We start from the raw sequence: 13,453 nt of genomic DNA on the forward strand, positions 1-13,453 counted from the left end.
GAACACGTATTCCGTTTTGCATGTCTCTGCTTCCTATTTGTTTCTTATCCGGTGTTACTGAATGAATCCATGACTTAAGGCCTTCGGGATAACGTTGGAAATTCAGTTTTTTAAATTCCAAAAAATATTTGTCATTTGATTTTTCGACCATGGTTGAAATATATACCGTCCGCTTTTTTGTTCATAATTAACTTAAAGTCTGGCCGCGGCGTCAGTGAATCCGTTCCCGGGCCGTTTAATTCATAACATGAACATTTAAGGAGATAAATCATGCGTACCGTTGAAGAGCGTCTGAGAGAGTTAATGGAAGCAGAAGAAAATTCTTTCGATTCTTATGTAGAAAAGATTGACTCACGCTGTCAGGGACTTTCTTCAGAGAAATCATTTGCCGAAAACACAGCAGAAAAAATTCGTGACTATTTTTCAGCACTGCACAGAGAGGAGTCTTCTGATGACAGCAGGTCCGTTGTTATCGGCAGGAAGATTGACGGAGCTCTATTGACAGGTCTCAAGAAAACAACCGAGTATCTTGAGGCACTGAACGAAGAAGAATTTCCTGATGACTCTAAGGCGGTTATTGTCGGCAGGAAGCTTTGCTCAGGTCTGGATAAAGGTTTAGAGGTAAGCGATAAGGTGATGAAGTCTGACGGTTTTAAGTTTGTGGAATTGGCGGTTGGTCTGTTTTTCGGCCGATAACAGCGGAAGCATCGGCTAATCAGGGGATAAAGGAGTAAGTTATGCGCAATATCGGTGTTATCGGGCAGAACAGTGAATTTGTATCTGAATTTTCAGCACATGCAGATAATGCTGTTTCCGGTTTGGATAAAGCCTGTTTCATTCCGTTTGAAATGGAGCAGGGGAACGACACCGGTATGTCCGGAGAGACCAAAACTACTTCAGAAGAAAGAGGGAACGGCATGTTACTGAGCAATTACGGTAAAATATCCGGAAGATGTGTGAAATTTAATCTTCACCTTATTGAAGGATGCAATTACCACTGCAGGCACTGTTATGCAAAGTTTAACAGCAGAAAGATTCTTTCCTTTGATAATTGGAAAAACATTGTCGATAACTGCATCGATGCGGTACCTGACTGCAGTTTTAACATTGCAGGCGGAGAACCGCTGATGGCTCCGTATTTTAACAGCCTTGTAAATTACTGCCATGAACGCGGCAGAAAGGTATCGGTTATAACCAATGGTTCGATGATAACCGACGCATGGATAGTGAAAAACGCACCGATGCTTGACACCTTCGGGCTTTCACTTGACAGTTTCAATGCCGAAACCCTGGTCAGAATGGGGCGTTGTACCAGAACCGGAAAGATTCTTACGGCTGAAAGGATCAGGGCAATTACTCATGCCGTAAAGGCAGTAAATCCAGCATGTAACATTAAGGTTAATACCGTGGTCTGTTCGCTCAATAAGAATGAAACTGTCCGCGACGATATTCTTGACATGCCCGTATCCCGCTGGAAAATATTCAAAATGATGAGTTTTGCCAATGATAGTTTTAATAATTTTGACATCAGTGTTACGGATGAAGAGTATATGCGCTACATACGTAACAATCTCGGTGTTCCACCTGAAGAGATTAATGGAAAGTCTTCTCGGATATTTAAACTGTCAGATTCATGTTCCGCAGTGGTGGAAAAGAATCTTGACGGCGGATATCTGATGATCGATGCCTGCGGGGACCTGGTGGACAATACCAGAAACACGAGTTACGTCCATGTCGTTAACTGTATTACGGGGAACGTGAGAGAGGGGCTGAACAGACTTGCATTTAACTCTGAATTGTACTGGTCCAGATATACTGATTCCTCCGGCGACATGAGTAATTCCAGGATTGCGGCCTGAAACGGAGGTGTAATTCATTACGAAAGAACCCTTTATCCTTGCGAATAAAGGGCTCTTTGAATATCTTCGTCTTTTTCCGTTCTCAGTTAAGAAGCATAAAACAGAACAAGCTTGAATATATAGAAGAACAGGATTGAGAAAAGGGCTCCTGCCGGGAGGGTTACGACCCACGATACTATGATATTGCGAACTATGGTCATGTTGATTGCCGCAATACCTCGGGCGAGCCCCACCCCCATGATGGCACCCACAAGTGTCTGGGTAGTTGAGATCGGCAACCCGGTACCGGATGCGATAACCACAGTGCTTGCGGTGGCAAGCTGAGCGGCAAATCCGCGGCTCGGGGTGAGGGCGGTAATGCCTGAACCGACGGTGCTCATAACCTTGTAGCCGAAGGTTGCGAGTCCCACAACCATACCGATTGCGCCGAGTGGCAGAACCCACCACGGCATGCCTGATTCCGCGGCGATGTCTCCGCCGTTATTCAGGATGGTGGCAACGGAAGCCAGAGGTCCGATGGCATTGGCCACGTCATTGGAGCCGTGTGCAAAGGCCATGGCACAGGCCGTCATCAGCATGAGAATTGAGAATACCTTTTCCACGTTGGCATAGTGCTTCTTGACATCAAGTGTCTTATCAAATTTTTTGTAACGCAGAATAACTGCCGAAATAACGGCACTGATGATGGCAAGCAGCAGACTGAGTCCCCAGCTTTCCTCTGAGGTCAGGCTGATGTTTACATGCTTTAAGCCTTTCTGGATTGTTACGACAGTGATGAGAAGAATTGTAAGAAACACGTAGTATGGCGCTATGCGTTTGGCGTGTTTCAGCGGATGGTATCTCCAGAATATGAATCTCTGGATGTGCAGGAAGAGCACGAAGGCGAGAATGCCGGCAATGACAGGTGTGATAATCCAGGAGCCCACGATGCCTGAGAACATATCCCAGTGAATGGCAGACCATCCGGTGCTGACAATGCCGAAGCCTACAATCGCCCCGATAATGGAGTGGGTGGTGGAAACCGGCCAGCTGAAATACGATGCAAGTATCAGCCATATGCCTGCAGCCAGCATGGAACTTATCATGCCGAGAATCATGTCGGCGGATTCAATGTGTGCCGAGCTGTCTATAACCCTGTCCTTTATGGTGGATACCACTTCGCCGCCGGCAAGGAGAGCCCCGGCGAATTCAAAGATTATGGCTATGATGATAGCCTGTTTAACCGTAATGGTCTTGGTGCCGACGGAGGTACCCATGGCGTTTGACACGTCATTGGCTCCGATGCCCCAGGCCATCAGGAAAGCCACAGCTCCCGCAAAGAATACGATGAGGCTGCTGTGCGCTAAAAGAAATTCCATCGTTCGTTTATCCCTTATGACTTAGTTATCATCAGTTCAAGTCTTGAACCTACTCTCAGCGCCTGATCTGCCAGATCCCCGACTTTTTCGAGAATCTTGTAGATGAACATGGCGTCAATCGGATTCAGATCCATTTCCCTGATGTATATTTGTCTTCTGAGGTTTATCTGCATGTGGTCAGTATCGTCCTCGATTAGGTCAATTTCCTTTACCATGCTTTGAACGAGTGTGAGTTCCTTGCCCCTGAAGCCGCTTTCCAGCAGGTCTTCCAGCTCATTGATGACTTTCTTTGTGAGTTCAACGGCTTCGATGCTGCGGTTAAGGTATTTCAGAAAGTCTTCCTTTATTTCCGCAGGGATCGTCAGCTGTCTGCCGAGCATGAGACCTGAAATGTCTCTTGCTATGTTGGCGATTTTGTCTTCCTGGGTTACCAGTTCCAGAAGGTATGTTCTGTCTACCGGCATGAAAAGTGAATTGGGAAGGTTGATGCGGATATCCTTCTTGATTACGTCTGCTGCTCTTTCAAATTTACAGATCTGCTGCTGTTCACCGGAGGCTTTGTCCCAGTCGTTACTGAATACGCCGTCGAAGAATGGTGGAAGGTGGGAACAGCATTCATAGATGTTGTTGATGTGTTCATACAGAGGTTTAAGAGGAGATTTTGCAAAAAGATTCAGAAAATTTACTTGCATAAAGATTACTCTTAATGTAATGAAAAATGTGATTAATATTCTACTTTGAAGCTCCCAAATAATCAATAAGAACGATTACGTTTTAGGCCGTATGCCATAAATAACCCGCCGGCAAAAAGCGTCTCCGGCGCAAAAGCCGTTTTCAGAAAAAAGTTAGTTCCGTCCCGGCGACGCAACCGTGGTGCTGACCGGGAACGGAAAATAAACATGCTCCCGTGTTTTTGTGATGCATTTTGGCAAGAGGAAGAGGCATATATGTTAAAATCTTCAGCCGTCAGATACCGTGCCTGGAGACGGGAGGCGGCGCCTTTTAGGTCATGCCGAATCTCATTAACGGAACGCGCGGCATGACGCACATGCGGTCGGAGAGCCGTACATATCGGAGGATACAGTCATGAGTAATGAAATAGAAATAAAATTAATGGTTCAGCCGTATGACGGAACCGCGGGAGGCTCCGTTGACGGTGCCTGCTTTATCCACGGTATGGACGGTGTGCTGGCATCCCTGAATGCCTCCGTAATCAGAACTGCGGAACTCGAGCTTGAAAACAGTTACTACGATACTCCGGATCTTGCCCTTTACCGGGCCGGCATTGCCCTGAGAGTCCGTAAAACCGGCAGTGAGACTGAGGGGACAATAAAGACCAGACGCATGAGCAGCGGCGGTATTCATGTTCATCCGGAATATAACGTGCCGCTTTCCGAAAAACCGGACGTACCCGATCTCAGAATGTTTCCGGAACATATTTTTGCGGAAATTGACGTTGATGCCGTACAGAAAGAACTTTATGAAAACATGGCCCAGAACTGCAGAAGGCACATCTGGCTTGTTTCCTTCATGGATGCGGAGATTGAGCTGAGCTTCGACAGGGTTGCATACAAGACCTCCGACGGCGGAACGGTTGCGGGAACCGAGCTCGAGCTTGAACTTAAAAAGGGCGGTGTGACCGCACTTCAGAAATTTGCGGGCGAACTCACCGACGCGGTATATGCAGGCAGAATCGCAAGATTCCGTCCTGAAAGTCTGAGTAAGATGCACAGGGCCGCCATCTATGCCGGTATTTCCGAACTGAAGCTTCCGTCCGGGAATGAGATTTTCGGGAAGGATGCGGACTCTGACGGAGCCTGCGGTACGGAAAAGGCTTTTGCAGGTCTCATGAGTGCGACAGGCCGAATTGCAAGCGTAATTTATCTCGGTCCCGAAGGCAGAAATGAGGAAACGGCGAAAATGGCTCTTGACATGATGTGGCGCTGTTTCAGAGCTTTGGCGGCCATGCATGTTCCGGCAGATTCCGACATTTTCGGACAGTATGCGGAGCTCCGGGATATTCTCAGAAAAAGGATCAGCGGTCTTTCAGAAGAAGGAGCCTCAGACGTCATGCACTTCCACAACCTTGCGGATGAGATGGCGGCTCTTGACGGAATTCTGACTGACAGGGACTTTATCAGGGTAATCCTTGAAATCAATTTTGCGGGACTCAGAGGGGAAAAGGCATGAATTTCAGTGAAGGCATGAGAAAAGAAGCCGACAAGTATTTTGCTCTTCTCAGGGAAAAAGCCACGGAGGAGCAGCTTGCAAAGATTGAAACGGTGCATGATGAGCTGTATCAGACGTTCGCACTCAGTGATTTTGCGGGACGCTTTCTGTCGATGAGACCGGAAATCCTGTGCCGGATTATAGATTCCGGTGAACTTGAGAGCGGAGACAGAACAGCATCATACGCCACGGAGCTGGATGCTCTTCTTAACGGCATAACGGATGACAATGTCCTTAAAAGAAAGCTGCGTCTTTTCAGAAACGAGAAGCTCTCCGTCATCGCCTGGAGACAGCTTAACAACAAATCGGATCTCGCTGAGGAGTTCAGACATCTGAGTGAACTCGCCGAACAGATTATCATTAAAACCATGGACTGTCTGTACGGACGATGCTGTCAGGTTTTCGGGACACCGTATTCCTATGACGGCGTACAGCAGAGGATGCTGGTCATAGGCATGGGAAAGCTGGGCGGACGCGAACTTAACTTTTCCTCCGACATTGATCTGATTTTCTGCTATCCGCACCGCGGAGAGACCCGCGGGGCAAGACGTTCCATCGACAATCAGGTGTTTTTCACCAGACTGGGACAGCAGCTTATTCAGATTCTTGATCAGCAGACCGTGGACGGTATTGTCTATCGTGTGGACATGCGTCTGCGTCCTTTCGGCGACAGCGGTCCGCTGATAAGCTCGTTTGCGGCTCTTGAGGATTATTATCTGAAGCACGGCCGTTCATGGGAACGCTATGCCATGGTGAAGGGGCGCGTGCTCGGTGAGGAAACTCCTGAGTCACTGGAGCTCGACAGCATGCTCAAACCATTCGTCTACAGACGTTACCTTGACTTCGGGGCCGTGGAATCACTGCGCAAGATGAAGGCCATGATTGAGGCTGAAGTAAGGCGCCGTCAGCTGACTGACAATTTCAAGCTTGGTGCCGGCGGCATCAGGGAAATTGAATTCATTGCCCAGGTGTTCCAGCTGATGCGCGGCGGACGCATGGTGTCACTGCAGGAAAGACATCTTCTGACAGTGCTTGAGAATCTCAAACACGGCAACTGCATAACGCCAGAGGTGTATGACTGCCTTATGCCGTGCTATGTTTTCCTGCGCCGCACGGAAAACATTCTCCAGGAAATCAATGACGAACAGACTCAGACCCTGCCTTCATCCCCGCTTAATCAGGAGCGTCTCGCCAAGGCCATGGGATTTGAAACGTTTGAGGAGTTTTATGCTCACATCAATTCCATTATGGAGACCGTGCATAAGGAATTTGCCCTGCTGATAAGCGATCCTGAATCGGAAACAGTGGAGGAGGATCCCGTATTCTCCGATCTCTGGCTTCTTAATCTCAACCGTGAAGAGATTAAGGAAATCGTTGTAAATCAGTTCAGGGATCAGAGTCAGATTGACCATCTTGCGGACGAGATAAAACTTTTTAAGGACGAATGTGCCAACAAGCCGATAGGTCCGAAGGGCAGAGCCATTCTGAACAGGCTTATTCCGTACCTTTTCAGAAGCTTTGCAAACATGAAGCACGGTGCGGCCACAACCTTCAGCAGAGTTTCAAAACTGCTGCTTACCATTTGTCTCAGAACCACATACATGCAGCTGCTGCAGGAAAATCCTCAGGCCTGCGATCAGCTTCTCAAGCTCTGCTCCGGCAGTGAGCTGATTACCGCTCAGCTTACGGAGCATCCGGTGCTTCTCGATGAGCTGCTGATGCCGAACAGTCTGTATAAGCCTACAAGTCCGGATGACTATTCTCATGACCTCCATGAGTTCCTGATGCGCGTCGAAAGCTCCGATCTTGAGCATCAGATGGAAAGTCTGCGTCAGTTCAAGCAGATTCAGCTCCTGCGCATATGCGCTGCCGACCTGGTGGGTGCGCTTCCGCTGATGAAGGTCAGTGACTACCTGACATTTCTCGCACAGGCCATTCTCGACGAGGTGGTTAATCTTACCTGGAACCAGCTGGTGGCCAAATACGGACTTCCGTATAACGCCCATAAGCACGGGGACAAGGGAATATGCGTGATTGCCTATGGCAAGATGGGCGGTATTGAGCTGAGCTACGGTTCCGATCTTGATCTGGTATTTCTCTGTGACAGTGATCTGGAGAAGGAGACGGATCATCCGGAACATCCTATTTCCGACAGAATGTTCTACGGCCGTTTTGCCCAGAGACTGATGCATCTTTTCAGTACCAGACTTTCTTCGGGAGTGCTGTATGAGGTGGATGCCAGACTGAGACCGGAAGGTGAGGCCGGGCCGCTGATTTGTTCCATATCAGGATATGAATCCTACCTTAACAATAAGGCCTGGACCTGGGAGCTTCAGGCTCTGGTAAGGGCAAGAGCAGTGCTCGGTCCCGATCGCCTGGTGTCAAGGTTTAATGAAATCCGCAACGGTGTGCTTCGCAAGAGCAGGGACGTGGAGAAACTCCGTGAGGAGGTCGTGAGCATGCGTACCAAAATGCGTAGCAGTCTTATCAGAGGACCTAAGGAAGCCTTCGATACCAAGCAGGGTGAGGGCGGTATGGCAGACATAGAGTTCATGGCCCAGTATCTGATTCTGGCTAATGCCCCTACAAGTCCAGATCTGGTGCTGTGGTCAGACAATGTTCGTATCTTCGAGGAATGTGCCCGTCTTGGATTCATTACCGAGGAGGAATCCAAGTGTCTTATCAACGCCTATCTTGATATCAGGGCCATGTATCATCACCATTCACTGCTTGGAATCAGCAGGGTCTATGACGGTCACAAGCTGGATGAACAGCGGGAGGCCGTAAAGAAACTGTGGCGTAAGATTATGCTGAAGGAGGAGTAACCGGACCCGGGGCCCGGCTCGCAAAGTTTCTTTATAAGAGCGGCAGGAACCATGGTACGTAAAGAAGCGGCCGGATTCATTGAAAGAACCGGCCGCTTCTTCGTTTCAGTGACTGCTTACGTTAATCAGGTGTCGTCAGTGCCCTGAAGATTCATCCAGACTTCCGATAAAGTCCCGTACGGCTCCAGTGAGTTCGGAACTTTCCGCTTCGGCAAAGTTTGCGGTCTTAAGAATGACGTTGACGGCTTTTGGTGCCTTGGCATACCAGCGGCTGTAATTTGCCGGATTGTTTCCGTAGAAGGTTAGTTCAGGAATGTCAAAGCAGGCCGCCACATGGGCACTTCCGGTATCAACTCCTATCATGGCGTCACATGAGGCCATTGCGGTAATGATTTCCCTTGCAGAGGACAGAACTCCGGTAACTGATACCCTGCCGTTATTCCCGAAATTATCCGCCAGCAGACGTTCTCCCCGTTCCCTGTCTGCAGGCCCTGTCCAGAGAACAACATGCATGTCAGTTTTTTCCAGCAGTTCCTTGATGACGTTGATAATGCACCCGTCAGTGAATCTTCTGGAGGAAGAGGCTCCGTAAGGATTGAATATTACGGTTTTTTCCCCTGGGCGGTTTTCAGGACTCTTAAGAAAGGCAAAGCGGGGTCCTGCAGCGGGGATGTCGTCAGCAAACATTCTGAAGTAGCTTCTGTCGATGTCATCAGGTGCGATACCGCCTTTTTCCAGAATTCTGAAGAGCAGATCCGTTATATGCAGACATTTTTCCGACTGTTCCCAGGTGAGTCCACGTTCATCAACCGATGACGTGTACTCATAAATCCCCAGATTGTCGCATTTTAAGAATTTATCAAGCGTGGCAATCCATTTGGGATGAATGCGGTTGATGAGTCTCAGGTGTCTGCCTTTAAGCTTTTCAAAAAGATGAATATAAAGATCGCATCCGTGGAGCTCAGCGGCATATTTGTCGGTTTCATGATTTTTTGGCTTCTTTGGGAAAATTATTACCTTATCAATGAAATCCGCAGCTTCATAGATCTGAGCCGTGTTACTGTTTGACAGTACGGTGATTTCGCAGTCTGGGCTGAATCTTCTGAGCTCTCTTATGAACGGCAGAAAACATACGGCGTCACCGAGCTTTCCGTCAGCGCGGTAGATTACGGCCTTTTTAAGACCTGTCGGGCTGAACGGTTCTTCCGAGGATTTGAAGTCGTACATGCTTCTGCTTATAAAATGTCTGATGGAGTCCTTCAGCACCAGAAAAGATTTTTTTAAATCATGTAAGGACATAGCGGTCTCATTCCTGTTTCAGTGAATTCTGCTTGATTTATTCCGTATCCCGTATTCTGATTACGGTCAGGAACACATGTCGGTTCGGGACTGTCATGAACCGTTCCGTCCGTATGATGCGGACGGAATGAATAATGGACATGACGGGTTACAGATTGTGGTATCTGTCCGAACCGTCTGGTGTGGTCTTGAAACGGCGGTGCAGCCACATGTACTGAGGCAGTGCCTCTTTTATCATGTTTTCCACAACGTGGTTGCAGGTCGCTGCATCCTGCTGGTCATCACCGACCGGGAAGTTTTCAAGGATATCCTCAACCACCAGTCTGTAGCCCTTAAATCCCGGCAGTCTGATGCTGTATGACGGCTGTACCACGGTGTTTCTTATCTTGGCAAATCCGGCGGTTCCGGTGACCGTGGCCGCATCTTTTACTCCGAAAAACGGAGCAAAGACATGAGGCAGTCTTTTGCCGTAGTCCTGATCCGGCGCATACCAGATTGGCAGTCCCTTCATGAGAGCCTTGACTATAGGCCTTGGTTCCTTGCGATCCACCAGATAGAGATTGGATCTGGTACGGCCAACCACCTGAAGATATTCGATAACGGGATTGTCATTCGGACGATATACGCCGACTCCCTTTTTTATGTTGGTGCCATAGATTCTGGCCATTAGTTCCAGGGTTACGAAATGACAGGTAAGAACAACAATGCCCTTGCCCGATTCGGCAAGATCTTTGGCTTTTTTCAGCTGTTCCGGATCAATGTGAACCAGTCTCTTTAAACGCCATTCCGGCCAGTACCAGGCCATTGCTGTTTCAAAAATTCCCATGCCGCAGTTGGCAAAGTGCTCTTTGGTCAGACTTCTGATTTCCTCATCCTTCATTTCCGGAAAGGCAAGCCTGAAATTCTGTTCACTGATGTGACGGCGTCTCGGAAGAACGGCCATTGCCAGATATCCCAGAATTCTGCCGAGTGTCATGAATACCGGGTATGGAAGGAGGACGATAAGACGAAGCACGAAAGATGCCAGCCACTGGAGCCAGTATCTCGGGTGCAGCATCGCGATGGTCACCTTCGGATCTGACTGAGCCTTGGAGTGATACTTTTCCTTTGATTTTGGAGCGGATGTTTTTTTTCCGCTGTCACGGTTTTCGGTATTATCTGTCATGACTGTGATTAACCTTTTCAATGATTGCGGTATATAACTCGGCATACTTCAGCGCACATGTTTCCGGAGAGAATTTCTTAAGGGATTCAGTGGCATTGTCCACGAGTCTGTCCCTGAGATCGTTATCGTTAAGCAGCCTGGTTATTTCCTGATACAGCATTTCACTGTTTCCGTTTTCAAAAAGCAGTCCGGTCTTTTCATGCTGAATGATTTCCGGAATGCCGTCAACCTCTGAGGCGATTACGGGAACTCCGTGATCAATTACGTCAAGAAGCACGGAACCGAGCCCCTCGTTTCTTGACGGGAACACGAAGTAATCCATTGCATCAATGTAATCTGCCACGTTAGTTTTGAAACCCAGCCATCTGACCTGAGGCAGATCTTCGGTCATTTTTTTCAGTTCCTCTTCATCACAGCCTGCACCAAGAAAAATGAATACGGCATCCGGACGCTCCATTACCAGTTTTCTGATGGCCTCAATGAATACCTTCTGCCCTTTGTGTTTGTCCACGTAGGCTCCGATGTGCCCGAATACGGGAGAACCGTTCAGTTCGTTTCTGATTTTGGCCGTAACCTCTGGATTACCGCGGCTTGAGTTGAATACGGAGTAGATAACCCTCAGTTTTCCGCTTAAATTCAGACTGCTGCCGAAGCTTTCAATTATGCTGCTTCTGATGGCGCCGGAGACTGATGATATGAATGAGGCGTGGTCGAAGCTGTATCTGTTGAAGAAGGTGTTCTTTACCCTCTGCGGTACACGACGGGTAATTACGTACGGAGTACCGTATATGCGGTGATGGATGGCCGCGAAGTGAACGGCCTTTGCCTCGTGTGCGTGAATGATTTCGGCCTGTGTTCCCAGTGCTACGTGACCGAAGCATTCGTTTCTTACCTTTATGATGGTAAGGTTGGGAATATCGGTAACATATGCCGGGATTTCACTGTTTTTGCGGCAGACGAGAAACTGCTTAAGGCCAGGGTAAAGGAACTGAAGATGTCTTATCAGCAGGGTAGTCTGACGTTCACCTCCGCGGAATCCCCTGGCAAGGTTTACGTGACAGATCGACTTAAATTCAGGTACCGATTCGGAAACAGACCTCATTTCATTTTTATTTTCCTGATTCATGCTTCTTCTCCATGGCAATCTGATAAAGACAGAGATATTTGTTGAATGTGTAGCTGGAGGTGCTTGCAGAGATCAGAAAACCAATTCTGCCGTCAAGAATGCCGAGCTGGAAAATGTATTTGCGCAGGAACGAAAAGCCGCCCTTGATAAACGGGGTCAGGAAGCAGCATCCGCGACCTTTCTTCGTATATTTGTTTTTTGCCCATTCAGAGGCGTATTTAACCTGCTTCATCTGCATGTTGAGATAGGTATCATAGGTGTAGTGAAGCATGCTGTTTTTTGAGTCTACGATTTTGGCATCGGCAGGAAGAACCAGTTTTTCATGCACAAGGCTGTCGTTGTATGTCGTGTATGTGCGGGAGTGCACGCGCAGTACCCTGTCTGGGAAATAACCGCAGTGACGTATTCTGATGCCAAAGGCGTGGTTTGCTCTTGAAATGTTGAGAATCTCATTTGTTTTAGCTTTCTCGGTGAAGGCTCTGATTTCCTCTCTCAGTTCCGGTGTCAGTCTTTCATCGGCATCAAGCCACACACACCAGTCCTTTGTGGCGTATTTCTGCAGCTTTTGTCTCTGTTTGCCGTAGCCTTCCCATTCATGGTGGTGAACAACTCTGGCTCCCAGACTTTCGGCTATGTTTACGGTATCATCTTTACTTCCGCCGTCCAGTACAATGATTTCATCCGCAATATCCTGCATGGATCTGATGCATTCCGCAATATTTGCGCTTTCGTTTCTGGCAATTACAAGAGCTGATATTGATGTCATATAGTCCTTCTTCCGATTATCGGTGGTACATCGTTTTATTATGTGTGCGCGAACCGGAGTCTGCAGAAAGACTGTCCGCTGCGTGAATGTTTGAACCTGAGACGGCACAAAATTTCCGTGTTCATGATAACGGGAGCGGATCCTGCAGTACAGGTTCGGATAACCGCATTATATCAGTATATTGGCTTAAAGTTAAATGCGGGAAAGGAACGTTTCCTGCCGGGAATGTCTGCCGTCAGAAACTTCTTGCTGACCGTCATCGTCTTTACGGAAGAGGCTGGCATGATATAGAATGACTGCGGGATGTCCGTGAGCGGAATGCCGCCAATCACGGCTGATTCCTAAATCGCACAATCAATATAAGCGGTGAGAATGAAACAGCTTCCGGTTTATGACGGGTATGTCGGCAAAGGCCGGATGCGGATGAATGAGGAAAAAGGAGTTAAATAGTGGACGTTATAAGTGTTAACGGTGCCGATTACGGGATCGTCAGGATTTTGGGTAAGGGAAAGGGTTAACAACTGCTTGACTAAATCTATAAATAGTTTATAATACATTTAAAATAGTTATAGGTTTATTTGTAATGAATAAGATTATTTCAATTGGACTTCATGTTCAGACTTACGTAACTGGGAAAAATCAGGGAAGCTAAAGCCTGACAGTATATTTCCCGGAGGAACCAGAAGATATAACAGTGATACCATAATGAGGATAAGCGGTAAAGAGCTCCTCAAATTGAAAAAGATGACAGGGTCACCATCGCTTATGCCAGAGTAAGTTCTCAGGATCAGAAAGAGGATCTCAAAAGGCAGGCTCAGGTTTTGGA

Annotated in this window: 10 protein-coding genes; 4 read left to right on the forward strand and 6 right to left on the reverse strand. The window is 47.9% G+C overall.

The window, feature by feature from the left end:
• Window positions 1-270: 270 nt before the first annotated feature.
• Both QZU58_RS06910 and QZU58_RS06915 read left to right on the forward strand, forming a co-directional pair.
• A complete protein-coding gene (locus QZU58_RS06910) occupies window positions 271-696 on the forward strand; it encodes a hypothetical protein (protein ID WP_294495820.1) in 426 nt (141 codons plus the stop codon).
• A 41-nt stretch (window positions 697-737) separates the two neighbouring features.
• Window positions 738-1,859, forward strand: a complete 1,122-nt coding sequence (locus QZU58_RS06915; protein ID WP_294495821.1) for a viperin family antiviral radical SAM protein — start codon at window positions 738-740, stop codon at window positions 1,857-1,859.
• A gap of 86 nt (window positions 1,860-1,945) precedes the next feature.
• Here the strand turns inward: QZU58_RS06915 and QZU58_RS06920 are convergent, their stop codons facing one another.
• Together QZU58_RS06920 and QZU58_RS06925 are read right to left on the reverse strand one after the other, a co-directional pair.
• Window positions 1,946-3,217 carry an inorganic phosphate transporter gene (locus tag QZU58_RS06920; RefSeq protein WP_294495822.1) on the reverse strand — a complete coding sequence of 424 codons (1,272 nt, stop codon included), beginning with the start codon at window positions 3,215-3,217 and terminating at the stop codon, window positions 1,946-1,948.
• A 14-nt stretch (window positions 3,218-3,231) separates the two neighbouring features.
• Entirely contained in the window at window positions 3,232-3,909 is a 678-nt protein-coding gene (locus QZU58_RS06925; protein ID WP_294495823.1) for a TIGR00153 family protein, read from the reverse strand.
• A gap of 394 nt (window positions 3,910-4,303) precedes the next feature.
• Here QZU58_RS06925 and QZU58_RS06930 point away from each other — a divergent pair, with 394 nt between their 5' ends.
• The gene (locus QZU58_RS06930; RefSeq protein ID WP_294495824.1) at window positions 4,304-5,407 is read left to right on the forward strand and encodes a CYTH domain-containing protein; all 1,104 of its coding nucleotides are present in this window, start codon (window positions 4,304-4,306) and stop codon (window positions 5,405-5,407) included.
• Window positions 5,404-8,271 (forward strand): bifunctional [glutamate--ammonia ligase]-adenylyl-L-tyrosine phosphorylase/[glutamate--ammonia-ligase] adenylyltransferase, encoded by a 2,868-nt coding sequence (glnE, locus tag QZU58_RS06935; RefSeq protein ID WP_294495825.1) that lies wholly within the window; start codon window positions 5,404-5,406, stop codon window positions 8,269-8,271. The genes QZU58_RS06930 and glnE overlap by 4 nt, the downstream gene beginning before the upstream one ends.
• A gap of 135 nt (window positions 8,272-8,406) precedes the next feature.
• Here glnE and QZU58_RS06940 read toward each other — a convergent pair whose 3' ends face one another.
• The 4 genes from QZU58_RS06940 to QZU58_RS06955 form a co-directional block, all read right to left on the reverse strand.
• Window positions 8,407-9,570, reverse strand: a complete 1,164-nt coding sequence (locus QZU58_RS06940; RefSeq protein WP_294495826.1) for a glycosyltransferase family 9 protein — start codon at window positions 9,568-9,570, stop codon at window positions 8,407-8,409.
• Window positions 9,571-9,718: 148 nt separating this feature from the next.
• A complete protein-coding gene (gene lpxL, locus QZU58_RS06945) occupies window positions 9,719-10,735 on the reverse strand; it encodes an LpxL/LpxP family Kdo(2)-lipid IV(A) lauroyl/palmitoleoyl acyltransferase (protein WP_294495827.1) in 1,017 nt (338 codons plus the stop codon).
• Complete coding sequence (locus QZU58_RS06950) at window positions 10,725-11,861, reverse strand: glycosyltransferase family 4 protein (protein WP_294495828.1); 1,137 nt, start codon at window positions 11,859-11,861, stop codon at window positions 10,725-10,727. The genes lpxL and QZU58_RS06950 overlap by 11 nt, the downstream gene beginning before the upstream one ends.
• Window positions 11,845-12,627 carry a glycosyltransferase family 2 protein gene (locus QZU58_RS06955; protein ID WP_294461530.1) on the reverse strand — a complete coding sequence of 261 codons (783 nt, stop codon included), beginning with the start codon at window positions 12,625-12,627 and terminating at the stop codon, window positions 11,845-11,847. The genes QZU58_RS06950 and QZU58_RS06955 overlap by 17 nt, the downstream gene beginning before the upstream one ends.
• Window positions 12,628-13,453: the final 826 nt, after the last annotated feature.

The organism is uncultured Ruminobacter sp. (assembly GCA_902764345.1).
GTDB lineage: Bacteria > Pseudomonadota > Gammaproteobacteria > Enterobacterales > Succinivibrionaceae > Ruminobacter.

Excerpts from the sequence above, each read along its gene's own strand:
- QZU58_RS06910 (WP_294495820.1), top strand. The coding sequence starts at position 271 with ATGCGTACCGTTGAAGAGCGTCTGAGAGAGTTAATGGAAGCAGAAGAA.
- QZU58_RS06915 (WP_294495821.1), top strand. The coding sequence starts at position 738 with ATGCGCAATATCGGTGTTATCGGGCAGAACAGTGAATTTGTATCTGAA.
- QZU58_RS06920 (WP_294495822.1), bottom strand. The coding sequence starts at position 3,217 with ATGGAATTTCTTTTAGCGCACAGCAGCCTCATCGTATTCTTTGCGGGA.
- QZU58_RS06925 (WP_294495823.1), bottom strand. The coding sequence starts at position 3,909 with ATGCAAGTAAATTTTCTGAATCTTTTTGCAAAATCTCCTCTTAAACCT.
- QZU58_RS06930 (WP_294495824.1), top strand. The coding sequence starts at position 4,304 with ATGAGTAATGAAATAGAAATAAAATTAATGGTTCAGCCGTATGACGGA.
- glnE (WP_294495825.1), top strand. The coding sequence starts at position 5,404 with ATGAATTTCAGTGAAGGCATGAGAAAAGAAGCCGACAAGTATTTTGCT.
- QZU58_RS06940 (WP_294495826.1), bottom strand. The coding sequence starts at position 9,570 with ATGTCCTTACATGATTTAAAAAAATCTTTTCTGGTGCTGAAGGACTCC.
- lpxL (WP_294495827.1), bottom strand. The coding sequence starts at position 10,735 with ATGACAGATAATACCGAAAACCGTGACAGCGGAAAAAAAACATCCGCT.
- QZU58_RS06950 (WP_294495828.1), bottom strand. The coding sequence starts at position 11,861 with ATGAATCAGGAAAATAAAAATGAAATGAGGTCTGTTTCCGAATCGGTA.
- QZU58_RS06955 (WP_294461530.1), bottom strand. The coding sequence starts at position 12,627 with ATGACATCAATATCAGCTCTTGTAATTGCCAGAAACGAAAGCGCAAAT.